Annotated in this window: 20 protein-coding genes; 14 read left to right on the plus strand and 6 right to left on the minus strand. The window is 60.8% G+C overall.

The features are described from left to right. Positions 1–7: 7 nt before the first annotated feature. Positions 8–1,201, minus strand: a complete 1,194-nt coding sequence (gene hmpA / locus ACK3SD_RS04115) for an NO-inducible flavohemoprotein (protein WP_481126852.1) — start codon at positions 1,199–1,201, stop codon at positions 8–10. Positions 1,202–1,542: 341 nt separating this feature from the next. Between hmpA and glyA the strand changes: the two genes are divergently transcribed. Continuing rightward, positions 1,543–2,796, plus strand: coding sequence for a serine hydroxymethyltransferase (gene glyA / locus ACK3SD_RS04120; RefSeq protein WP_137762387.1), 1,254 nt, complete (start codon positions 1,543–1,545; stop codon positions 2,794–2,796). Between the two features lie 146 nt (positions 2,797–2,942). After that, entirely contained in the window at positions 2,943–4,085 is a 1,143-nt protein-coding gene (locus ACK3SD_RS04125; RefSeq protein ID WP_481126853.1) for a 3-phenylpropionate MFS transporter, read from the plus strand. Position 4,086: 1 nt separating this feature from the next. Here the strand turns inward: ACK3SD_RS04125 and csiE are convergent, their stop codons facing one another. Together csiE and suhB are read right to left on the minus strand one after the other, a co-directional pair. Further along, positions 4,087–5,364: a stationary phase inducible protein CsiE gene (gene csiE, locus ACK3SD_RS04130; RefSeq protein ID WP_481126854.1), complete on the minus strand. Its 1,278-nt coding sequence runs from the start codon at positions 5,362–5,364 to the stop codon at positions 4,087–4,089. A 190-nt stretch (positions 5,365–5,554) separates the two neighbouring features. Beyond that, positions 5,555–6,358, minus strand: coding sequence for an inositol-1-monophosphatase (gene suhB, locus ACK3SD_RS04135; RefSeq protein ID WP_481126855.1), 804 nt, complete (start codon positions 6,356–6,358; stop codon positions 5,555–5,557). A 119-nt stretch (positions 6,359–6,477) separates the two neighbouring features. Here suhB and trmJ point away from each other — a divergent pair, with 119 nt between their 5' ends. The 5 genes from trmJ (at position 6,478) to sseB (ending at position 11,536) form a co-directional block, all read left to right on the plus strand. Next, a complete protein-coding gene (trmJ, locus tag ACK3SD_RS04140; RefSeq protein ID WP_481126856.1) occupies positions 6,478–7,200 on the plus strand; it encodes a tRNA (cytosine(32)/uridine(32)-2'-O)-methyltransferase TrmJ in 723 nt (240 codons plus the stop codon). A gap of 166 nt (positions 7,201–7,366) precedes the next feature. Further along, on the plus strand, positions 7,367–7,864 hold the full coding sequence (gene iscR / locus ACK3SD_RS04145) for a Fe-S cluster assembly transcriptional regulator IscR (protein ID WP_137762392.1): 498 nt from the start codon (positions 7,367–7,369) through the stop codon (positions 7,862–7,864). A 49-nt stretch (positions 7,865–7,913) separates the two neighbouring features. Next, positions 7,914–9,128, plus strand: a complete 1,215-nt coding sequence (locus ACK3SD_RS04150) for an IscS subfamily cysteine desulfurase (RefSeq protein ID WP_481126857.1) — start codon at positions 7,914–7,916, stop codon at positions 9,126–9,128. 195 nt (positions 9,129–9,323) lie between these two features. Then, complete coding sequence (gene pepB, locus ACK3SD_RS04155; RefSeq protein ID WP_481126858.1) at positions 9,324–10,619, plus strand: aminopeptidase PepB; 1,296 nt, start codon at positions 9,324–9,326, stop codon at positions 10,617–10,619. Between the two features lie 92 nt (positions 10,620–10,711). Then, positions 10,712–11,536, plus strand: a complete 825-nt coding sequence (gene sseB / locus ACK3SD_RS04160; RefSeq protein WP_481126859.1) for an enhanced serine sensitivity protein SseB — start codon at positions 10,712–10,714, stop codon at positions 11,534–11,536. On the opposite strand, the gene ACK3SD_RS04165 is transcribed toward sseB, so the two are convergent. The 3 genes from ACK3SD_RS04165 to ACK3SD_RS04175 all read right to left on the minus strand — a co-directional run bounded on the left by ACK3SD_RS04165 (position 11,522) and on the right by ACK3SD_RS04175 (position 15,432). Next, positions 11,522–12,331: a MurR/RpiR family transcriptional regulator gene (locus ACK3SD_RS04165; protein ID WP_481126860.1), complete on the minus strand. Its 810-nt coding sequence runs from the start codon at positions 12,329–12,331 to the stop codon at positions 11,522–11,524. The two genes, sseB and ACK3SD_RS04165, sit on opposite strands and share 15 nt — an antisense overlap. 107 nt (positions 12,332–12,438) lie before the next feature. Next, a complete protein-coding gene (locus ACK3SD_RS04170) occupies positions 12,439–13,824 on the minus strand; it encodes a 6-phospho-alpha-glucosidase (protein WP_481126861.1) in 1,386 nt (461 codons plus the stop codon). A 21-nt stretch (positions 13,825–13,845) separates the two neighbouring features. Continuing rightward, a complete protein-coding gene (locus ACK3SD_RS04175; protein WP_481126862.1) occupies positions 13,846–15,432 on the minus strand; it encodes a PTS transporter subunit EIIC in 1,587 nt (528 codons plus the stop codon). 393 nt (positions 15,433–15,825) lie between these two features. Here ACK3SD_RS04175 and ndk point away from each other — a divergent pair, with 393 nt between their 5' ends. The 7 genes from ndk (at position 15,826) to ACK3SD_RS04210 (ending at position 22,664) form a co-directional block, all read left to right on the plus strand. Then, positions 15,826–16,257, plus strand: a complete 432-nt coding sequence (ndk, locus tag ACK3SD_RS04180; protein WP_072930234.1) for a nucleoside-diphosphate kinase — start codon at positions 15,826–15,828, stop codon at positions 16,255–16,257. 334 nt (positions 16,258–16,591) lie between these two features. Beyond that, positions 16,592–17,665, plus strand: a complete 1,074-nt coding sequence (rlmN, locus tag ACK3SD_RS04185) for a dual-specificity RNA methyltransferase RlmN (RefSeq protein WP_240775759.1) — start codon at positions 16,592–16,594, stop codon at positions 17,663–17,665. A gap of 93 nt (positions 17,666–17,758) precedes the next feature. Further along, positions 17,759–18,532: a type IV pilus biogenesis/stability protein PilW gene (pilW, locus tag ACK3SD_RS04190; protein ID WP_137762400.1), complete on the plus strand. Its 774-nt coding sequence runs from the start codon at positions 17,759–17,761 to the stop codon at positions 18,530–18,532. Next, positions 18,522–19,466, plus strand: coding sequence for a cytoskeleton protein RodZ (gene rodZ, locus ACK3SD_RS04195; protein WP_481126863.1), 945 nt, complete (start codon positions 18,522–18,524; stop codon positions 19,464–19,466). The genes pilW and rodZ overlap by 11 nt, the downstream gene beginning before the upstream one ends. Before the next feature lie 43 nt (positions 19,467–19,509). Further along, a complete protein-coding gene (ispG, locus tag ACK3SD_RS04200; RefSeq protein ID WP_137762402.1) occupies positions 19,510–20,628 on the plus strand; it encodes a flavodoxin-dependent (E)-4-hydroxy-3-methylbut-2-enyl-diphosphate synthase in 1,119 nt (372 codons plus the stop codon). A gap of 127 nt (positions 20,629–20,755) precedes the next feature. Then, on the plus strand, positions 20,756–22,030 hold the full coding sequence (hisS, locus tag ACK3SD_RS04205) for a histidine--tRNA ligase (RefSeq protein WP_481126864.1): 1,275 nt from the start codon (positions 20,756–20,758) through the stop codon (positions 22,028–22,030). A 13-nt stretch (positions 22,031–22,043) separates the two neighbouring features. Then, positions 22,044–22,664, plus strand: coding sequence for a YfgM family protein (locus tag ACK3SD_RS04210; protein WP_481126865.1), 621 nt, complete (start codon positions 22,044–22,046; stop codon positions 22,662–22,664). Positions 22,665–22,672: the final 8 nt, after the last annotated feature.

Raw genomic sequence — 22,672 nt, forward strand, 5'->3', positions numbered from 1 at the left:
CGTTGGCTTACAGCACCTTGTGCGGGCCAAACACCTCATAGTGCAGGTTCTCTGCCGGGATGCCGACATCCAGCAGCTGGCGGGCAACAAACTGCATGAAACCAACCGGGCCGCAGAGGTAGAAGTGCATCCCCGGCGTTGTCAGTTGCGGCGCGATCGCCCCCAGATCCATCCAGCCGGTGCTGTGATAGTCCACGCCCACGATATCCTTCTCTTCCGGCTGGCGATACCAGACGTGGCGAGAGAGGTTGGGCAGCGCGGCGGCAAGTTCGGCCACTTCACCGGCAAAGGCGTGCAGGCGGCCATTCTCGGCGGCATGTAGCCAGTTGATCGGCGCGGCGTGCCCCTTCGCCTTCAGGGTGTGGAGCATGGAGAGCAGTGGGGTCTGGCCAACGCCGGCGGAGATCAGCGTCACAGGCGTTTCCGGTTGCACATCCATGAAGAAATCACCGTGCGGCGCAGCGAGTTGCACTACGCTGCCCTCTTGCGCCACCTGATGCAGGTAGCGGGAGACCGCGCCCTCATCCTCACGTTTCACCGCGATGCGGTAGCTGCGGCCATTCGGTGCGGCGGTCAGGGAGTACTGGCGGATCTGGCGGTGGGTGTGCCAGGCGGCGTCCTGCACATAGACCGACACATACTGCCCCGGGTGGAAATCAACGACCGGGCCGCCATCCACCGGTGCCAGCTCAAAGCTGGTAATGATCTCGCTCTGCGGCTGCTTGCGCACGATGCGGAAATCGCGGGTGCCTTCCCAGCCGCCGTTCTGCGCTGCGGTCTCCTGGTAGATCTGCCCCTCACGCTGGATAAAGACCCCAGCCAGCACCCCATACGCCTTGCCCCAGGCATCCAGCACCTCTTGACCGGGGCTGAGCAGCTCATCCAGCGTCGCCAGCAGGTTCTCACCGACAATCGCGTACTGCTCCGGGCGGATATTCAGGCTGGCGTGCTTCTGCGCAATCTTCTCCACGGCGGGCAGGATGGCGGGCAGGTTCTCAATATTGGCAGCATAGGCACAAATGGCATTGAACAGCGCCTCGCGTTGATCACCGTTGCTCTGGTGGCGCATGTTAAAGACATTTTTCAGCTCGGGATGGCGGCCAAGCATCCGGTCATAAAAGTGCGCTGTGAGTTTTGGGCCGGTGGCAACCAGCACGGGAATAGTCGATTTGATGGTGGCAATGGTTTGTGAGTCCAGCATGGTGTGCTCCTGGAGACGCAGGGCGTCGAAGATAACCAATCTAAATGATGTATTTTAAATGCATCTTATATAAGTCGCAGGTAGTTGTAAATAGACCTGTTTTTGTTAAGGATTTGTTATTTTGAGAGCCAGCCCGCAAAGGTAAATATTCACCACAGCCGGTTAGGAAAAGCGGGTTGCACCTGCGGGAAGGGCATGGGGTAGAATCCTTGTGCAGCTTGAAGCCAATCGTTTGCGTAAAAACCTGGCCTCAGCCCTATGGCGACAGGCAAAAACAGTTTACACTGTGGCCCATCACCCGTAGGGGTTGTTTAATTGAGTGTGTGAGTCAGGAGAAGCAGATGTTAAAGCGTGAAATGAACATTGCCGATTATGATGCCGAACTGTGGCAAGCAATGGAGAAGGAAGTTGTTCGTCAGGAAGAGCATATTGAGCTGATTGCCTCAGAAAACTACACCAGCCCGCGTGTTATGCAGGCTCAGGGTTCCCAGCTGACCAACAAATATGCGGAAGGCTATCCGGGCAAGCGCTACTACGGCGGCTGTGAGTATGTCGACATCGTCGAACAACTGGCCATCGACCGCGCAAAAGCGCTGTTTGGCGCTGACTATGCCAACGTCCAGCCGCACTCCGGTTCCCAGGCTAACTTCGCCGTTTACACTGCACTGTTGCAACCGGGTGACACCATCCTTGGGATGAACCTGGCGCACGGCGGCCACCTGACTCACGGCTCCCCGGTTAACCTCTCCGGCAAACTCTACAACGTCGTGCCTTACGGCATCGATGAGAGCGGCAAAATTGACTACGCTGATCTGGCGCAGCAGGCCGAGACTCACAAACCGAAAATGATCATCGGTGGCTTCTCCGCCTACTCCGGTACTGTTGATTGGGCAAAAATGCGTGAAATCGCAGACAGCATCGGCGCTTACCTGTTCGTCGACATGGCGCACGTCGCCGGTCTGGTAGCGGCGGGTGTCTACCCGAACCCGGTTCCTCACGCACACATCGTCACCACCACCACCCACAAAACCCTGGCTGGCCCGCGCGGCGGCCTGATCCTGGCGAAGGGCGGCAATGAAGATTTCTATAAGAAACTGAACTCCGCTGTCTTCCCAGGCGGTCAGGGCGGCCCGCTGATGCACGTCATCGCGGGTAAGGCTGTGGCGCTGAAAGAGGCGATGGAGCCAGAGTTCAAAACCTACCAGCAGCAAGTGGCCAAAAACGCCAAGGCAATGGTGGAAGTGGTACTGGCGCGCGGCTACAAAGTGGTCTCCGGCGGCACCGAGAACCACCTGTTCCTGATGGATCTGGTGGACAAAGAGCTGACCGGTAAAGATGCTGACGCCGCACTGGGCCGCGCCAACATCACCGTCAACAAAAACAGCGTGCCGAACGATCCGAAAAGCCCGTTTGTCACCTCCGGTATCCGTATCGGTACCCCGGCGGTCACCCGTCGCGGCTTCAAAGAAGATGACGTGCGCGCGCTGGCTGGCTGGATCTGCGACGTGCTGGACAACATCCATGACGAAGCGACCATCGAGCGTGTGAAACAGCAAGTGCTGGAGATCTGCGCCCGCCTGCCGGTTTACGCATAATTGCCGGCGCGCCAGACGCGCCCCGCAACAGAAGGCACTGCTTCGGCAGTGCCTTTTTTTTGCCTGTGGCCGCCGGAAATTTGCGCTACAGTAGCGGCCTGACTCAGGCCGCCGCGGCGGCCCGATAACCTGTAAATGGAGAGACAATGGTTCTGCCTTCCCCCATCTGGCTGGCGCTCAGCTACTTCACCTACTTTTTCTGTTACGGCATCTTCCTGCCCTTCTTCGCCACCTGGCTGAAAGGGGAGGGGCTGGACGCCGAAAGCATCGGCCTGCTGCTTGGCGCGGGCATGGTGGCGCGCTTCAGCGGCACCCTGCTGCTGGCCCCGGCAGTAAAAGATCCGTCGCGGCTGGTGGCGGCGCTGCGGCTGATGGCCTTTCTGGCGCTGGTGGGCTGCACGGCCTTCTGGTTCGGCAACCACTGGGCCTGGCTGCTGATGGTAATGGCCGGCTTCAACCTGTTCTTTGGCCCGCTGGTGCCGATGAGCGATGCGCTGGCCGCCACCTGGCAGCGGCAGATTGGCCTCGACTATGGCCGGGTGCGGGTGTGGGGCTCATTGGCATTCGTGATTGGCTCCGCCTTTATCGGCAAGATGATCGCGGTCTACGGCCACCCGGCCATTTTGGTTGCCTTGACGGCCGGGCTGGCGGCGATGCTGGTCGGCATGTTGCTGCGGCCAGCGGTGATGCCGCGTGGCGCGACGCGCGGGGAGAGCGGGGCGATCCCGTGGCGTGAGCTGCTGGGCCAGCCGGCGGTGCGACGTTTCTTGTTATGCGTGACGCTGATGCAGGGGGCGCACGCCGCCTACTATAGCTTCAGCGCGCTTTACTGGCAGGAGGCGGGCTACTCGGCGGCGGTGGTGGGCTACCTCTGGTCGCTGGGGGTGGTGGCGGAGGTGGTGATCTTCACCTTTAGCCAGAAGCTATTCAAGCGCTGGAGCGCCCGCCAGTTGCTAATGCTTTCCGCCTGCTGCGGGGTGGTGCGCTGGTTGCTGATGGGGGCGTTCATTGACCTGCCGTGGCTGCTGGTGATGCAGATTCTGCACTGCGGCAGCTTCACTGTCTGCCACCTGGCGGCGATGCGCTTTATCTCCGCGCGCGGCGAGCGGGAAGTGATCCGGTTGCAGGCGGCCTACTCGGCGCTGGCGATGGGCGGCGGCATTGCGGTGATGACGATGCTCTCCGGCTTCCTGTTCCAGCACCTGCACCAGCACCTGTTCTGGGTGATGGCGCTGGTGGCGCTGCCGGCCATCTTCCTGCGGCCGCAGGTGGCACCGACGGCCCGCTAGTTCAGGGGCTTTCCAGCAGGGCGCGGATTTGCAGCCGCTGCGCCTTCTCCAGCGGCAACGTGATATGCAGCGTCGGCAACACGCTGTCTGGCGCGCAAGCGTAGGGCGAGACCACCAGCGTCACGCCGCGCGGCGCGCCCTCACGCAGGAACTGCTCCAGCGGCCGGTAGCGCAGGGTGAGCGGCAGCAGCGTCGCCTCGCGGATATGCTGCTCAACCGCGGTCTCCAGCGCCGGATTGCCGTTGGTCAGCAGCAGCACCTGCTTCTCCTGCAAGGCATTGTCCTGCATCAGCCACGCGCCAAAGCTGATGGCGATCAGCCCAATCTCCTCCGGCGACAGGCTAATGCCATAGGCCGCCTCAAATCCCGCCAGTGCCTCCCGCGTGGTGCGCATCAGGCGCGGGTACAGCCGCACCACCTCCGCCAACAGGGTGTGATCGATGCCAATGTCAAACTGGCAGCGCTCCAGCGCCGCGCCCATGTGGGCGAATAACTGGCCGGCCAGCCCCTGCTGGCTACTGAAACTCATGCCTGACAACTGCTGGAAGCGGCCAATCAGCTGGTGGATCTCCTCCATCAGCCGCTGGTCTTCCGGCGTGTCGTTGCTGTCATAGCTGTGGGTCTTTAGCAGGGTGAGCAGCAGGATCAGGAAATCTTCCTCCGCTTCGCGCCACGGCAGGGAAAAGTGGTGGCATAGCTCACCGGCCAGCCAGGCCGCGGCGGCGGCCTCACTCTTCTGCCGCAGCCAACGGCGCTGCTGTGGACTGAAATCGGGATGGCAAAGCTGGTGGTGATGGTTCAGGCAGTACTTGATAAACAGGCAGAGGAAGTGGCGGTCGCGGGCGTTAAACGGGCGCCGCAGCCGCACCTCCGCCTGCTCCACCAGCGCCTGCAACAGGCCATCGGTCTCGCTGGCTTCCAGCCGGTGGAATGCCGCCAGCCCCTCATGCAGCAGCAGCGCCCCCTGTTGCCGGGTGAAGTCAGGGGAGGCGCGCAGTGCCCGTCGCAGCACATGGAAGAAACATAAACGATGATTAAGGATGGTACCCTCAATGCGGCATACCGCCGCCCCATCGGCCGTCAGGGCCAGATGGTGGAAACGCTGGATTTCACTCGCCACGTCGGCCAGATCCTGCCGGGTGGTGGGGAGGTCAACGCCATTGATTTGGCTGATCTTCTCCAGGCATGTCACAGGGGAGGGCGCGCATAACAGCAAAATAATATGGCAGCGCCGTTGTTGACCGGAGAGCTCAGGCGCAGGTGGAGTGGCCGGGCTCATGAACACCTTCTGACTGTCGCACGTGGGTGGGGAGGTGTAAGCATAGCAAAGGCGCGTGGCGCCTGCGCCGGATGCAGGGCAGTTTCATCCGGCCTTTGAAGCGGCATCACACTTCTGTCGTGCCGTCAGCGGGGTTTAGGCAAAAAAAATGCCGCCCATTGGGCGGCATCAAGAAATTTATACAGCAAAATTAACGTTTCAGGGCTTCGCTCAACTCTTCACGCATGGCACCCAGCAGGGATTTCACCACGCGCGGGTTACCTGCCACCAGGTTACCGGAGTGCAGGTGGTTGTGGCCGCCAACGAAGTCAGTCACGATACCGCCCGCTTCACGCACCAGCAGTTCGCCGCCGGCGAAGTCCCACGGCTTCAGGCCAATCTCGAAGTAACCGTCCACGCGGCCAGCAGCCACGTAGGCCAGATCCAGCGCAGCGGAGCCAGAGCGGCGGAAGTCAGCGCACTGGGTAAACAGCTTGGTGACGATGTTCATATAAGGGGTGGCATGCTGCTTCAGCTTGAACGGGAAGCCGGTCGCCAGGATGGTGCCATCCAGGTCGCGGGCATTGCTGCCGCGCAGGCGGTAGCCGTTCAGCTGTGCGCCCTGACCGCGGGTCGCAGTGAACAGTTCGTTGCGCATTGGATCGTAAACCACGGCCACTTCCGTACGGCCTTTGATGCGTACGGCAATGGAGACCGCGAAGTGCGGCAGACGTTTGATGAAGTTGGAGGTGCCATCCAGTGGGTCGATAATCCATTGTACATCAGCATCTTCGCCCGGCAGTTCGCCGCACTCTTCAGAGATGATGGTGTGCTTCGGGTAAGACTTGCGGATCACGTCGATAATCAGGTGCTCAGCGTCACGGTCGACGTTGGTGACGAAGTCATTGGTGCCTTTCTGGCTCGCTTCTACAGCGTCCGGAGTTTCATAGTGTTTGGCAATCAGGTTACCGGCCTTGCGCGCAGCGCGCACGGCGATGGTCAGCATCGGATGCATGGATATCTTCCAACTGGGATGTTAAAGAACGGGAAACGGCGCGCAGTATAGCAGGGGTTCTGAAAAATACCTACGGTTGTGTTAGCATGTCACGATTTTCCGCAACCCTCAGAGTTCCTATGCTGCACAATATCCGCATTGTTCTGGTTGAAACCTCCCACACCGGCAATATGGGCTCCACCGCCCGTGCCATGAAAACCATGGGCCTCACCAACCTTTATTTGGTCAACCCGCTGGTTAAGCCTGACTCGCAGGCCATCTCTCTGGCGGCGGGTGCCAGCGACGTCATTGGCAATGCCACCATCGTTGATACGCTGGATGAGGCGATTGCCGGGTGCAGTCTGGTGGTCGGCACCAGCGCCCGTTCGCGCACCCTGCCGTGGCCGATGTTGGAACCGCGTGAGTGCGGCGTAAAGAGCGCCATGACCGCCGAAAGCGCCCCGGTGGCGCTGGTGTTTGGCCGTGAGCGCGTTGGGCTGACCAACGATGAGCTGCAAAAGTGCAACTACCACGTCTGCATCCCGGCCAACCCGGAGTACAGTTCGCTGAATCTGGCGATGGCAGTGCAGCTGATCGCCTATGAGGTGCGCGTTGCCTGGCTGGCGCGGCAGGAGGCGGGCGAGGCGACCCCGGAAGAGGTGGAGTACCCGCTGGTAGACGATCTGGAGCGCTTCTATGAGCACCTGGAGCAGGTATTGTTGCAGACCGGCTTTATCCGCCCGCAGCACCCTGGGCAGATCATGAGCCGCCTGCGCCGCCTGTTTACTCGCGCCCGCCCGGAGAGCCAGGAGCTGAACATCCTGCGTGGCATCCTCAGTTCCATCGAGAAACAGCGCCCTTAACCCCCTGATTTTCAGCGGCCTATGATTGAGCGATAGGCCGCTGAATGCCCGGCCTCAGGCCGGGTGGCTAATACTTGACTGTTTTACTCGGTTAAATAGTTGACTGAAATAGTCGGGAATGGCAGACTCAAGGCCATATTCAATCCCCCAACAGGTAAGATTAGCCATGAGACTGACATCAAAGGGTCGTTATGCGGTAACCGCAATGCTGGACGTGGCGTTGCACTCCCAGGAAGGGCCGGTGCCTTTAGCGGATATCTCTGAACGCCAAGGAATTTCCCTCTCCTATCTGGAGCAGCTGTTTTCACGCCTGCGTAAAAACGGTCTGGTTGCCAGCGTGCGCGGCCCCGGTGGCGGCTACCTGCTGGGCAAAGATGCCGGTGACATTGCGGTTGGTGCGGTGATTACCGCTGTTGATGAGTCCGTGGACGCTACACGTTGCCAGGGGAAAGAGGGCTGCCAGGGCGGTGACCGTTGCCTGACCCATACCTTGTGGCGCGACCTGAGCGAGCGCATCAGCGGATTCCTGAATAATATTACGTTGGCCGAGTTGGTGAACAACCAGGAAGTACTGGATGTTGCCGATCGCCAGAACAATGAGACTCGCCGCCTCGGTGCCAATGGCCGTCCGCAGGAGACAATTAACGTCAACCTGCGCCCGTAAACCGGCGGTGGTGCGTTAACCTGCATGTGATGTACGGAGCAGAAGATCAATGAAATTACCGATTTACCTGGACTACTCAGCCACGACGCCAGCGGACCCGCGTGTCGCCGGGAAGATGATGCAGTGCCTGACCCTGGATGGCACCTTCGGCAACCCGGCTTCCCGCTCGCACCGTTACGGGTGGCAGGCTGAAGAGGCGGTGGATGTGGCGCGTAATGACATTGCCGAACTGATTGGCGCAGACCCGCGCGAAATCGTCTTTACCTCCGGGGCAACCGAGTCCGACAACCTCGCGATCAAGGGCGCGGCCCATGCGTATCGCGAGAAGGGCCGGCACATCATCACCAGCCAGACCGAGCACAAGGCGGTGCTGGACACCTGCCGCCAGCTGGAGCTGGAGGGGTTTGACGTCACCTATCTGGCGCCGCAGCCCGATGGCCTGATTGATCTGGCCGCGCTGGAAGCCGCGATGCGTGATGACACCCTGCTGGTCTCGATCATGCACGTCAACAATGAGATTGGCGTGATTCAGGACATCGCCGCCATCGGCGCGCTCTGCCGCAGCCGTGGCATCCTGTTCCACGTGGACGCCACCCAGAGCGTCGGCAAGCTACCCATCAATCTGGCGGAGCTGCCGGTGGATCTGATGTCCTTCTCCGGCCACAAACTCTATGGCCCGAAAGGCATCGGCGGCCTCTACGTGCGCCGCCAGCCCCGCATCCAGATTGAGGCGCAGATCCACGGCGGCGGCCATGAGCGCGGCATGCGCTCCGGCACCCTGCCGGTGCACCAGATTGTTGGCATGGGCGAGGCCTACCGCATCGCCCGGCTGGAGATGGCCGAAGAGAGCGAGCGCCTGCGTGCGTTGCGTGATCGCCTGTGGAACGGCATTAAAGAGATTGAGGCGATCAAGCTGAATGGCTCGCTGGAGCAGGGGGTTTCCTCCGTGCTGAACGTCAGCTTTGGCTATGTGGAAGGGGAGTCGCTGATCATGGCGCTCAAGGATCTGGCCGTCTCCTCCGGCTCTGCCTGCACCTCTGCCAGCCTCGAACCCTCCTATGTGCTGCGCGCGTTGGGGCTGGATGAGGAGCTGGCACACAGCGCCATCCGCTTCTCGGTCGGCCGCTTCACCACGGAGGAGGAGATCGACTACGCCATCGCCGTGGTACGCAAGGCGCTGGATCGCCTGCGCCAAACTTCACCGGCCTGGCAGCAGTACCAGCAGGGCCTGGCCGCCGGCCAAACCGCCTGGACGCAACGCTGATTTCCTTAGGCCGCCTCTACGCAGGCGGTCGTCGCTTTCCCTTCTAAAAAAACTCTGGCAGCCGCCCAGAGGGTCTGGTTAGATAACAGAAGTCATGAATACGGGCTACCACAGGGTGGCCCGCTTTGTTTCCGTTCGCCTGTGGCGTGGCCGCAGACCTGCCCTGACAAAGAGAACAACAATCAGGAGTTTGTTATGACATCAGAAGTAATGCACATCGCCCTTTCACAGCAACCCGCTGACGCCCGCTGGGGCGAGAAGGCGCTGCTGAGTACCAACAACGATGGCATCACGATCCATCTGAACGGCAACGACACCTTGCCAGCGATCCAGCGCGCTGCGCGCCGCATTGATGGACAGGGGATCCGCAAGGTCGCCCTGACCGGCGAGGGCTGGGGGCTGGAGCAGTGCTGGGCCTTCTGGCAGGGTTTTCGCAGCCCGAAAGGGGCGCGCCAAGTCGCCTGGCCGACGCTGGAGGAGGCGGCACGCCAAGAGCTGGATCATCGGCTGGCCATCGTGGACTGGGTGCGTAACACCATCAACATGCCAGCCGAGGAGCTGGGGCCGGAGCAGCTGGCGCAGCGCGCCGTCGATCTGCTGTGCGAGTATGGTGGCGGCCATGTCAGCTACCGCATCACCAAGGGCGAGGATCTGCGCGAGCAGAACTACAGCGGCCTCCACACCGTGGGTCGTGGCTCCGAGCGCCCGCCGGTGCTGCTGGCGCTGGACTACAACCCGACCGGCGACGCCGATGCGCCGGTCTACGCCTGTCTGGTGGGCAAGGGCATCACCTTTGATACCGGTGGTTACAGCCTGAAGCCGAGCGCGTCGATGGACTCCATGAAAGCCGACATGGGCGGCGCGGCCACCGTGACTGGCGCATTGGCGCTGGCAGCGGCGCGTGGCCTGCAACAGCGCGTCAAACTCTACCTCTGCTGCGCCGATAACATGGTCAGCGGCAATGCCTTCAAGCTGGGTGACATCATCCGTTACCGCAATGGCAAAACCGTTGAGGTGATGAACACCGATGCCGAGGGGCGTCTGGTGCTGGCGGATGGCCTGATTGACGCCGCCGAGCAGCAGCCGCAACTGCTGATTGACTGCGCCACCCTGACCGGCGCGGCAAAAACGGCGCTGGGCGGTGATTACCATGCGCTGTTCAGCTTTGATGACGCGCTGGCCGGCGAGCTGTTGGCGAGCGCGCAGCAGGAGCAGGAGCCGTTCTGGCGCTTGCCACTGGCGGAGTTCCACCGCAGCCAGTTGCCCTCCAACTTTGCCGATCTGAACAACATCGCTGGCCCGAGCCACACTGCTGGCGCCAGCACTGCCGCGGCATTCCTGTCACACTTTGTGAAGCACTACCAGCAGGGCTGGCTGCACATCGACTGCTCCGCCACCTACCGCAAAGGGGCGGTGGATCAGTGGTCAGCTGGCGCAACCGGTCTGGGGGTTCGCACCCTGGCGAACCTGCTGCTCAATAAGGCACAATAAGCGGCGCGGCCGCCCATGACCCAATTAGCGGGGCGGCGTGGCTGCCCCGTTTTTTTATCTGAAGCCATTCCGGCTTGTTGATGGAGTAACAGATGACGATACCCAATTTTGCTGATGATACGCAGGGACGCGAACTGGAAAACCTGCTGATGCTGGCGATGAACGAGCCAGCACAGCGAGCGGCTTTCTACCGCACCCTGCTGGAGTCCACGGTATTGGTACTGACTGATAACACCGCCCCTCAGGGGGAGGTGGTACTGGAGGCGGGCAGCCCGCTCAGCCTCCAGGTCTGGGAGAAGCAGGATGGCACGCGCGCGTTGCCGTTCTTCACCTCGCTGGCGGCACTGCAACGCGCCATTGAGGGGGAGCACCCCTTCCTGGCACTGCCAGCGCGGGTGCTGTTTGAGATGACCCAAGGCACCGAGCTGTTCCTGAACCCGAAAAATGAGTACGGCAAGGAGTTCACCGCGCAAGAGGTGGCGTTGCTGTTGCAGGATGGCGGCGTAAACAAGCCGCAGGAGCGGGTGGTGGAGGCCGGCCATGAGTACCTGATTGGCCAGCCAGAGCACTACCCGGCCGCAATGGTGGATGCATTGACCACCCTGTTCAGCCAGCGCAAGCCGATGCGCCGCGCCTTTCTGGCGTTGATCCATGACAAGGCCCAGGATGAGCAGCCCAACCTGCTGGTGGGGCTGGAAGTGGAGGGGGCCACCGAGCAGGAAATCGAGGATTTGATTCAGGAAGCGGGCAGCGTGGCCAGCGAGGCACTGGGGGATAACGAGGCGGTCGATTTCTGTCTGGTCTCTGAGAAGGAGCGCGGCATTAGCCACTACCTGATTCAGCACACCCAACCCTTCTACCAGCGCCGCTGGGGCAGCTGGCTACGCAACATTATCCCTTCGTCAGGCATCGCCTGACGAAGGCGGGGCCGAGGCCGCCAGCAGCAACAGGTCAATCAGCAGGATCAGGTTGGACTCAAACGAGCTGCTCTCCCCGGCCTCGGCGGCCGCGCTGCTGGCATCATCATAGAGCGGCAGATGCAGGTCACAGAGCTGCGCCAGCGAGTTCGCTGACGCGCGGGTGAAGGCCACCACCGTCATGCCAATGTTGCGGGCGATGCGCGCCTTCTCCAGCACCGCGGCGGTCTCGCCACTGCGTGAGATGGCAATAAAGACGCGGTATTTGGCGGCGTTGTGCAGGAAAATGCCACGGCTGTCACCCAACCCGGAGACCAGTGCGTTCTTCCCCAGCAGTTGCAGTTTCTTGGTAAGGTACTCAGCAAACAGCTGGGAAAAGCCGGTGCCATAGAGGAAAAAGGTCTCCTCCTCGCGCAGCAACTGGCTGAACGCCTGCTGTTTGGCGGCGGTAATAAAGCGGAAACTCCGCCGATAGTTCTCAACAAAGTGCTCGAAGGCGGCAGGCAGATCCGCTGCTTCCGTTATCTCAGGCAGGGCCGACGTGGCTGGCTGGCCGTTCAGGAGTTGCTTGATGTGGAACAGCAGTTCGCTATAACCGCTGAATCCCAGCTTATGGCACAGGCGCAGGATAGTGGCGGTAGAGACATAGGTCTCCTGCGCCAGCGTCCTAACCGTCAGGCGGCTGAGCTGATCGTCAGTGGGGTGCCGATCATCAACCAGATAGGCCAGAACACGATACTCCGCACGGGTCAGGGTATCGCCCCGTTGCAGCAGCGAAGCAAGACGATTATCCAAACACAAGCCCTCCGGCAATAGCGATGCGGCTATCCTACGGGTGGCCTGCGTTTGGGTTCAATCAAATCATCGGCTCTCTGTCAGGTTCTGCGCGGCGTGCCGCAAAGTCAGCGTGCAACACCCTGTTCATAGGCGCGTTTCAGCGCTGGCCAGTAGTCGCGGTTGGCCTCAATCATCTCATCAAGAATGGCCTTCGCATGTTGCATGGTCGGGATGGTGCGGTTCAGGGTAAAGGCCTGCAACGCCTTCTCATAACTGCCCTCCATCGTCGCTTCTACCAGCAGTTGCTCACTGGCCAGTTGCTGCTCCATCAGCCCCTTGTAGAACAGCGGGATTGCGCCCACCACCACTGGCTCCGGCCCTTGGGCGGTGATATAGGCAGGCACCTCCACCATTGCGTCATAGGGCAGGTTGGCAATTGCGCCGCGGTTCTCCACAATCACCAGATGGCGCTGGCGCAGGTCAAAGGCCAGTGAACGGGCGACATCGACAATAAATGCCCCATGCACCCCGACGTGGAAGGCATCAGGCAGGATGCCGGTCTGCTTATACTCCGCAGCGGCGGCAAACAGCTTTTTCTCCCGGCCATTCATCACCTCATTGGCGCGGGTATAGTCCGGGTCCTGATGCTCCACTATCTGGTTGGGCATCAGGTAGTACTGGAGATAGGGGTTGGGCAGGTACTCCGGGAAATGCTCCATCAGGGGCTGGATGTTGCGCCAGGTCTTCACCCAGGAGGGATCGGCGTGCTGGGGATCGGTGGCGGCGGCATCCTCCGTGAGCAGGCCGAAGCGCGCCACGTGCGCCCGCAGATCCGCCATCCGATCCACGCCATCGACAAACACTTGGGTAAACCAGCCGAAGTGGTTCAGGCCAAAGTAGTTCACCGTCACCTCCTCGCGCGGCACCCCAAGGATGGCGGCGATATTGCGCATGGCGGCCACCGGCATATCGCAGATATTGAGTACCCGCGCGTTGGGGCGCAGGCGGCGTACCCCCTCTGCGACAATCGCCGCCGGGTTGGAGTAGTTGACGATCCAGGCGCGCGCATCGGCGTAGCGCTCTACCAAATCAATTAGCTCCACCATTGGCAGGATAGTGCGCAGACCATAGGCCAGCCCGCCCGGCCCGCAGGTCTCCTGACCGACCACCCCATGCCGCAGCGGGATCTTCTCATCCTGTTCACGCATTTTGTACTGGCCGACGCGCATCTGCGCAAACACGAAGTGCGCGCCACTGAAGGCCACCTCCGGGTCGGTGGTGACGGTGAAAGTCATAGTGTCACTGTGGTCGCGGATCACCTTCTCCACCACTGGCGCAATGGTGTTCTGGCGTTCGCTGTCAATGTCATACAGGCGGATCTCCGCCAGCGGGAACGCCTCCAGCTTCAGCATCAGGCTCTTGACGATGCCGGGGGTGTAGGTGCTGCCGCCACCAGCAATCGACAGGATAAAGGGGGCCTTGTTGCCGGGTGTCTGGGTCACAGTAGTCATCAGGTGCTCCTCGTCGGTCGGTTACAGCGCGATCTCTACCGCCTCACGCATTTTCTTCACATGCAGCCCATACACCACCTGGACATTGTTGCCCTGGAGGATGACGCCACGCGCGCCAGTCTGTTTGAGCTGCTGCTCATTGATGGTGCTGGTGTCCCGCACCGTCACCCGCAGCCGGGTGTAACAGTTGTCAATCACGTCAATGTTCTGCTTGCCGCCCAGCCCGGCGATGATGCGCTGGCCCAGCCCCAAGGCTTCGTTCTCCGCCGTGATCGGCTCAGCGCCCGCTGCGCCACGTTGGCCGCGCTGCTGGTAATCCTGCTTGCTGTAGAGGCGCGTCTCCTGATCCTCCTCCTCGCGCCCCGGCGTTTTCATGTCAAAGCGCAGGATCAGGAAGCGGAAGACCGTGAAGTAGACCACCGCCATGATTGCGCCCACCAACAGGTACATCGGCCAGTTAGACTTCTCAGTGCCCAGCGGCAGGTTGTAGAGCACGAAATCAATCACGCCATTGGCACCAATGGCGTGGACGCCCAGCAGCGCGAACAGCATCATGCCAAGGCCAGCCAGCACCGCATGGGTCACGAACAGCAGCGGGGCGACAAACAGGAAGGAGAACTCCAGCGGCTCGGTCACGCCAATCAGCAGCGAGGTGAGGGCGGCTGGCAGCAGGATGGCCTTCGCCGCCGCCCGGCGCTCGGGTTTGGCCGTGCTGATCATCGCCAGCGCCGCTGCCGTCAGGCCAAACATTTTGCTGATGCCGCGCGCATCCCACATGACGGTGGGGCTAAGTTGCTTCACGGTAGGGCAGGCCATCTCCGCAAAGTAGATGTTGCGCGCGCCACGGTAGAGGGTGCCGCACACTTCCTGGCTGCCGCCCAGTTCGGTATAGAGGAAAGGCGTATAGACCAGATGGTGCAGGCCGGTGGGGATCAGGATGCGCTCCAGAAAGCCATAGATCGCCACGCCAACCGGGCCAGCACCGCGGATGCCGTAGGCAAGGGCACTGATACCCTGCTGCGCGAAAGGCCACAACTCGCTCATCACCACGCCGAGCGTAATTGCCAGCGGGATGCCAAGCATCGCCACGAAGCAGTGGCCGGAGTAGATGGCCATCACGCCAGTGAACTGGGTCGGCGAGTAGCGGTTATAGAGGATGCCAGAGATGGCGCCCGTCAGGATGCCGGCGAACACCCCCATCTCCAGCACCTGCACGCCCAGCACCATGCCCTGCCCAGCCGCGCGCATCGACTCAGCGGACGCCAGCCGCCCCTGCAGTTGCAGGGTGATGCTCATGGCGTTAATAAAGATGATGAACACCACTAACCCAATCAGGGCGGCATAGCCCTTGTCACGCTTCGCCAGCCCAATCGGGATGCCGACGGCGAACACCAGTGCCAGGTTAGCCAGAATCGAGACCGAGGATTTGGCCACCAGTTGCCCAATCTCCTGCACCAGCAGATGGTTAAGGAAGGGCACCCAGGCCGCCAGGTTGCCGTTGCCAAACAGGTTGCCGAGGGCGATGAACATCCCGACGATGGGGAGGATCAGCACCGGACCATAGAGCGATTTGCCAAAAGCTTGCAGTGCATTGACGGCACGATTCATGGTGACCTCGATATAGGATGCGTGGCGGCCGGTCGGTCAAAAGGCTGTAAATAAAACCAGCAGCGGTCAGGGAGAGGCTAACAGCAGAGTAGGTGGCTCGCCAGCTATCTGGCTGTTTTAGAAACAATTTACGGCAAAGGTTACATGTAACGGTTGGGAACGTGATCGACTTGGCATTTTTTAGCGAGGGTTTGCACAACAGTAGCATCCATTAGGCCAGCTGATATGAATGCGATCCCATATGTACACAAATGGTAGGGTTTTAGCTAAAGTTATTTTAACTAAATGTTGTGTTACCGGTAGGCAAGCGCGGCATCGCCCCCTATAATCGGCGCCATTTCACGGCGGGCTAACTTTTATGCCTGCCCCCCAGGACGTCAGACAGAGGTTGACATGACTATCGAACGTACTTTTTCCATGATCAAACCGAACGCAGTGGCCAAGAACGCCATTGGTTCTATCTACGCACGTTTCGAAGCCGCTGGTTTCAAAATCGTTGCTGCCAAAATGGTTCACCTGACCCGTGAGCAGGCTGAAGGCTTCTACGCTGAGCACAAAGGCCGCCCGTTCTTCGACGGTCTGGTTGAGTTCATGACCTCTGGCCCGATCATGATGCAGGTTCTGGAAGGCGAGAACGCCGTTCAGCGCAACCGCGACATCATGGGTGCAACCAACCCGGACAACGCTCTGGCTGGCACCCTGCGTGCTGACTACGCGGACAGCTTCACCGAGAACGCCGTTCACGGTTCTGACGCGGTAGAGTCTGCCCAGCGCGAAATCGCGTACTTCTTCACCGAAAACGAGCTGTGCCCGCGCACTCGTTAATTGGTGAATGATAGCGAACTGAAAGATTCACCTGCTGAAACAATTATTGGTTAAGCATGGGCTTTCCGCGATAGCGTCGCTATCTTAAAATTTGTACAATACTGCGCCCCGACGGAGCCTGCTCTTTCGGGGCGCATGTTTTCGCATCACGCCATGACGGCGGGGTGCACTTCCTTTGAGCCAAAAGTGTAACAACGAGGCCGCGACATCCATGTTAGAATCAACAGCTTCTGGGCAAACCGTGTCTGAAACTTCCCACTCTCCTGCGTCCGCCGTACAAACGGTCAAACCGGCTGCGGAAAAAATTAACCTCCTCAACCTCAACCGCCAGCAGATGCGCGAATTTTTCGCCGAGCTGGGTGAGAAACCCTTCCGCGCCGATCAGGTCATGAAGTGGATGTACCACTACTGCTGCGACGATTTCGAGCAGATGACCGACATCAACAAGGTACTGCGCAACAAGTTGCAGCAGATTGCCGAGATCCGCGCGCCGGAAGTGGTGGAGGAGCAGCGCTCCGCAGATGGCACCATCAAGTGGGTCATCCTGGTTGGTGACCAGCGTGTAGAGACGGTTTACATCCCGGAAGATGACCGCGCGACCCTGTGCGTCTCCTCCCAGGTCGGTTGCGCGCTGGAGTGCAAATTCTGTTCGACCGCGCAGCAGGGCTTCAACCGCAACCTACGCGTCTCCGAAATTATCGGCCAGGTATGGCGCGCCGCCAAAATCATTGGCGCGGCCAAAGTGACCGGCCAACGCCCCATCACCAATGTGGTGATGATGGGCATGGGTGAGCCGCTGCTCAACCTGAACAACGTGGTGCCGGCCATGGAGATCATGCTGGATGATTTCGGTTTTGGCCTCTCCAAACGCCGTGTGACCCTCTCCACCTCTGGTGTAGTGCCGGCGCTGGACAAGCTGGGCGACATGATCGACGTGGCGCTGGCCATCTCGCTGCACGCGCCGAACGATACCATCCGTGATGAGATCGTGCCGATCAATAAGAAGTACAACATTGAAACCTTCCTGGCCGCGGTACGCCGCTACCTGGAGAAGTCCAATGCCAATCAGGGCCGCGTGACCATTGAGTACGTGATGCTCGACCACGTCAACGACGGCACCGAGCATGCCCATGAGCTGGCAGCCCTGCTGAAAGAGACCCCTTGCAAGATCAACCTGATCCCGTGGAACCCCTTCCCGGGCGCACCTTATGGACGCAGCTCGAATAGTCGCGTTGATCGCTTTGCCAAAGTGTTGATGGAATATGGTTTTACGACTATTGTCCGTAAGACCCGCGGTGACGACATTGACGCCGCCTGCGGACAGTTGGCGGGCGAGGTGATCGACCGAACCAAGCGTACCCTGAAGAAGAAGATGGCAGGGGAGCCGATTTCGGTAAAAGCACTCTGAGCCTGGCCTGAGGGCGTGGCGGGTTAAGCCGCCGCGCCTCCCTCTCGCAGATTCGGAACGGCACGGGCTGCCGCGTTCCAGGGAATGAAACGCATGTTGCTGAAAATGTTGTGGAAGAGGCCACTGCTGGCTTCGGGACTGCTGGCGGCAGGGCTGCTGGCAGGGTGCGCCAGCTCTGGGCCAAGTGAGCCGGAAACGGACGCTGGCGCGCCAGCGGATGCCCGCCTGCAGTTAGGGCTGAGCTATCTGTCGCAGGGCAATTTGCCCGCCGCGCGGCAGAACCTGGAGAAGGCGGTGAAGGCCGCCCCACAGGATTACCGCACCCAGCTTGGCATGGCGCTCTACGCGCAGCGTGTCGGGGAAAATGAGGACGCGCAACAGCGCTACCAGCGCGCCCTGCAACTGGCCCCGCGAAATGGCACCGTCATGAATAATTACGGTGCGTTTTTGTGTAGTTTAGGGCAGTATGTACCGGCACAACAGCAGTTTAGCGCCGCCGCCACCGCACCCGATACTGGCCAGGTGGCTGACAGCCTGGAGAACGCTGGCTACTGCTTTTTGCAGGCCAATCAACAGGATGATGCGCGGGTATTGCTGGGCCGGGCATTGAAGGTCGACCCTGACAAAGGGACGCACCTGCTGGCAGAGGCTGAACGCCGTTTCAGCGAGGGGCGACGCGATCAGGCGCGGCTGTTGCTGGAGGTTTACCAACATATTCTGCCGGCCAGTGCCGACAGCTTATGGTTACAGATTCGTTTCGCCGCGCTGGATGGCCGCCAGGACAAGCTCGAACGTTATGGCAGGCAGTTGGCGCGAAGTTTTCCACAATCCAAACAGTACCAGCAGTTTCTAGCTAATGAATACTGAAGCCTCTCAAGATCACATCTCCAAAACGACGGGCGAGCGCCTGCGTCAGGCCCGCGAACAGCTTGGGTTGAGCCAGCAGGCAGTGGCCGAGCGCCTGTGCCTGAAAGTCTCCACGGTACGTGACATCGAAGATGACAACGCGCCGCCAGACCTGGCTTCTACCTTCCTGCGCGGCTATATCCGCTCTTATGCGCGGCTGGTGCACGTCCCGGAAGAGGAGCTGCTGCCGCTGATGGCCAAGCAGACGCCGGTTCGTGCGGCAAAAGTCGCGCCCATGCAGAGCTTCTCCCTCGGCAAGTCACGCAAGAAGCGCGACGGCTGGCTGATGGGGTTCACCTGGTTAATCGTGTTTGTGGTGCTCGGGCTGACCGGCGCATGGTGGTGGCAGAACCATCAGGCCCAGCAGCAGGAGATCGCCACCATGGCTGACCATAGCTCCGCACAGCTTTCCCAGGGCGATGCCCAGCCTATTCCATTGGGCAACGGCGATGACAGCAGCGACGCGACCGGCACGCCGCCGGACAGCGCCGCCACGCCTGCCCAGCCGGTTGCCATCGCGCCGCAGACCCCGGCTGCCACCGCGCAGACCCCTGCGCCGGTTGACCAGGCTCCAGCCGCGGTCTCCCCGGCTCAGGCCCCGGTTGCCGCGCCGGTGACCACCCCGGCAGAAGCGGCTCCGGCCGCTGACGCCGGGACAATTGTCATGAATTTCAACGCCGACTGCTGGCTGCAAGTGAATGACGCGACAGGCAAAACCCTGTTCAGCGGCATCCAGAAAAGCGGCGGCAAGCTGAACCTGAACGGCACGGCGCCGTTTAAACTGAAAATCGGCGCGCCGCGTGCGGTCGAGATCCAGTATCAGGGTAAGCCGGTTGATCTCAGTCAATTCATCAAGACAAACCGTGTTGCGCGCCTGACACTGACTGCCGAATAATAGGGCACCCGCGTCATGCGCCCGCAGCAATGGAGAGCAAGAAATGCATAACCAAGCACCCATTACCCGCCGCAAATCAAAACGGATTTACGTCGGACAGGTGCCTATTGGTGATGGTGCACCGATTGCCGTGCAATCGATGACCAACACCCGTACCACCGATGTCGAAGCGACCGTTAAACAGATTAAGTCCCTGGAACGCGTGGGCGTGGACATCGTTCGCGTCTCCATCCCGACCATGGATGCCGCTGAGGCGTTTAAACTGATCAAGCAACAGGTCAACGTGCCGCTGGTGGCGGATATTCACTTTGACTACCGTATCGCGCTGAAAGTGGCGGAGTACGGCGTGGACTGCCTGCGCATCAACCCCGGCAACATCGGCAACGAGTCACGCATCCGCACCGTGGTGGATTGCGCCCGCGACAACAACATTCCGATTCGCATCGGCGTCAACGGCGGCTCCCTGGAGCGCGACCTGCAAGAGAAGTATGGCGAACCGACCCCGCAGGCCCTGCTGGAGTCCGCCATGCGCCACGTTGACATCCTTGACCGCCTCAACTTTGACCAGTTCAAGGTGAGCGTCAAGGCCTCCGACGTCTTCCTGGCGGTGGAAGCCTACCGCCTGCTGGCCAAGCAGATTGACCAGCCGCTGCACCTCGGCATCACCGAGGCGGGCGGCGCGCGTGCTGGCGCGGTGAAGTCGGCGATTGGCCTTGGTCTGCTGCTCTCTGAGGGCATCGGCGACACGCTGCGCATCTCCCTCGCCGCTGACCCGGTGGAGGAGGTGAAGGTGGGCTTCGACATCCTCAAATCCCTGCGCATCCGCTCGCGCGGCATCAACTTCATCGCCTGCCCGACCTGCTCCCGCCAGGAGTTTGACGTTATCGGCACCGTGAACGCGCTGGAGCAGCGGCTCGAGGACATCATCACACCGATGGATGTCTCCATCATCGGCTGCGTGGTCAACGGGCCGGGCGAGGCGCTGGTCTCCACCCTCGGCGTCACCGGCGGCCACAACAAGAGTGGCTTCTATGAGGACGGCGTTCGCCAGCGTGACCGCTTCGACAACGAGCAGATGATCGACCAGCTGGAAGCCAAGATTCGCGCCAAGGCAGCGATGATGGATGAAAGCAAGCGCATCGTGATCAACACGCAAGAGTGACATCGGTAGCGGGCTGCAGTGGCGGCCCGTTTTCTATTGAACCCGCCGGGGCGCCCGCATTGAACCGCGGCAGGCAAAGCCCCTATAATCGGGTTCATTTTTTGTATTAAGACAATAGAGAACTGACGTGGCAAAGAACATTCAAGCCATTCGCGGCATGAACGACTACCTGCCGGAAGAGACGGCATTATGGCAGCGTATTGAGGGCACCCTGAAGCAGGTGCTGAGCGGCTACGGCTACAGTGAGATCCGCCTGCCGATTGTAGAGCAGACCCCGTTGTTCAAGCGCGCCATCGGCGAAGTGACCGATGTGGTTGAGAAAGAGATGTACACCTTTGACGACCGCAACGGCGAGAGCCTGACCCTGCGCCCGGAAGGGACGGCAGGCTGCGTGCGCGCCGGCATTGAGCATGGTCTGCTGTACAATCAGGAACAGCGACTGTGGTACATCGGCCCGATGTTCCGCTACGAGCGTCCGCAGAAGGGGCGCTACCGCCAGTTCCACCAACTCGGCGCGGAAGTGTTCGGCCTGCAAGGCCCGGACATTGATGCCGAGCTGATCCTGCTGACCGCCCGCTGGTGGAAGGCTCTGGGCATCGCAGAGCACGTGGCGCTGGAGCTGAACTCCATCGGTTCGCTGGAGGCGCGCGCCAACTACCGCGACGCGCTGGTGGCCTTCCTGGAGCAGCATGAGTCCGTGCTGGACGAAGATTGCAAACGCCGCATGTACAGTAACCCGCTGCGCGTGCTCGACTCGAAAAACCCGGACGTGCAGCGCCTGCTGAATGACGCGCCGGTGCTGGGTGACTACCTGGATGAGGAGTCAAAACAACACTTTTCCGGCCTGTGTGAACTTTTGGACCAGGCAGGCATCCCATATACGGTCAATCAGCGGCTGGTTCGCGGCCTCGACTACTACAACCGCACCGTGTTTGAGTGGGTCACCACCAGCCTCGGCGCGCAGGGCACGGTCTGTGCCGGCGGCCGTTACGACGGTCTGGTTGAGCAGCTTGGCGGGCGCGCCACCCCGGCGGTCGGTTTCGCCATGGGCCTGGAGCGTTTGGTACTGCTGGTGCAGGCAGTCAACCCGGAGTTCAAGGCACCTGCCACGGTGGATATCTATGTTATCTCCTCCGGCGCGGGCACCCAGAGCGCGGCGATGGCGCTGGCAGAGCGCGTGCGTGATGAGGTGCCGCACCTGCGGCTGATGACCAACTACGGTGGCGGCAACTTCAAGAAGCAGTTCGCCCGGGCAGACAAGTGGGGCGCACGCGTGGCTCTGGTGCTCGGCGAAAATGAGGTGGCGGCCCAGCAGGTGGTGGTGAAAAACCTGCAAAGTGGTGAACAAGAGACGCTGGCGCAAAGCGAGATCGCGGCGCGTCTGTCAACGATGTTAGGTTAAGGAGAGGGTCACCGTGGAAGTCTATACCACTGAAAACGAACAGGTCGATGTGATTCGCCGCTTCTTCTCGGAGAACGGCAAGGCATTGGCGGTTGGCGTGGTGCTGGGCATTGGTGCCCTGTTGGGGTGGCGCTACTGGCAGAGCCACCAGTCAACAGCGCTGGCAGGGGCGTCGGTTGCCTATCAGAAAGCGACAGAGGCCCTGGCGGCGAATAAGCCGGAAGGGGTGAAGGCCACCGAGCAGTTCGTGCAGGCCAACGACAACAACTATGGCGCATTTGCCGCCCTGCAACTGGCACAGCACTACGTTAACCAGAAAGATTACGCGGCGGCGGAGAAGCAGCTGGCGCAGGCCAGCACCCTGACCAAGGATGAGAACCTGCTGCCACTGATCGCGCTGCGTCAGGCTCGCCTCCAACTGCAACAGAACAAGCTGGATGACGCGCTCAAGACGCTGGATGGCGTCAAGGGCGCGAGCTGGTCAGCGATGGTGCAGGACATCCGTGGGGATGTTCTGGTGCGCAAGGGTGACCTGAAAGGCGCGCGTGACGCATACAGTAAAGGCATCGATGCGAAGGCTTCGCAGGCGCAAGAGGCGCTGCTGCGCATGAAGTTAAATAATTTGGCCAGCTAAGGGGATGC

It is taken from the genome of Chimaeribacter sp. YP20170169 (assembly GCF_056739715.1).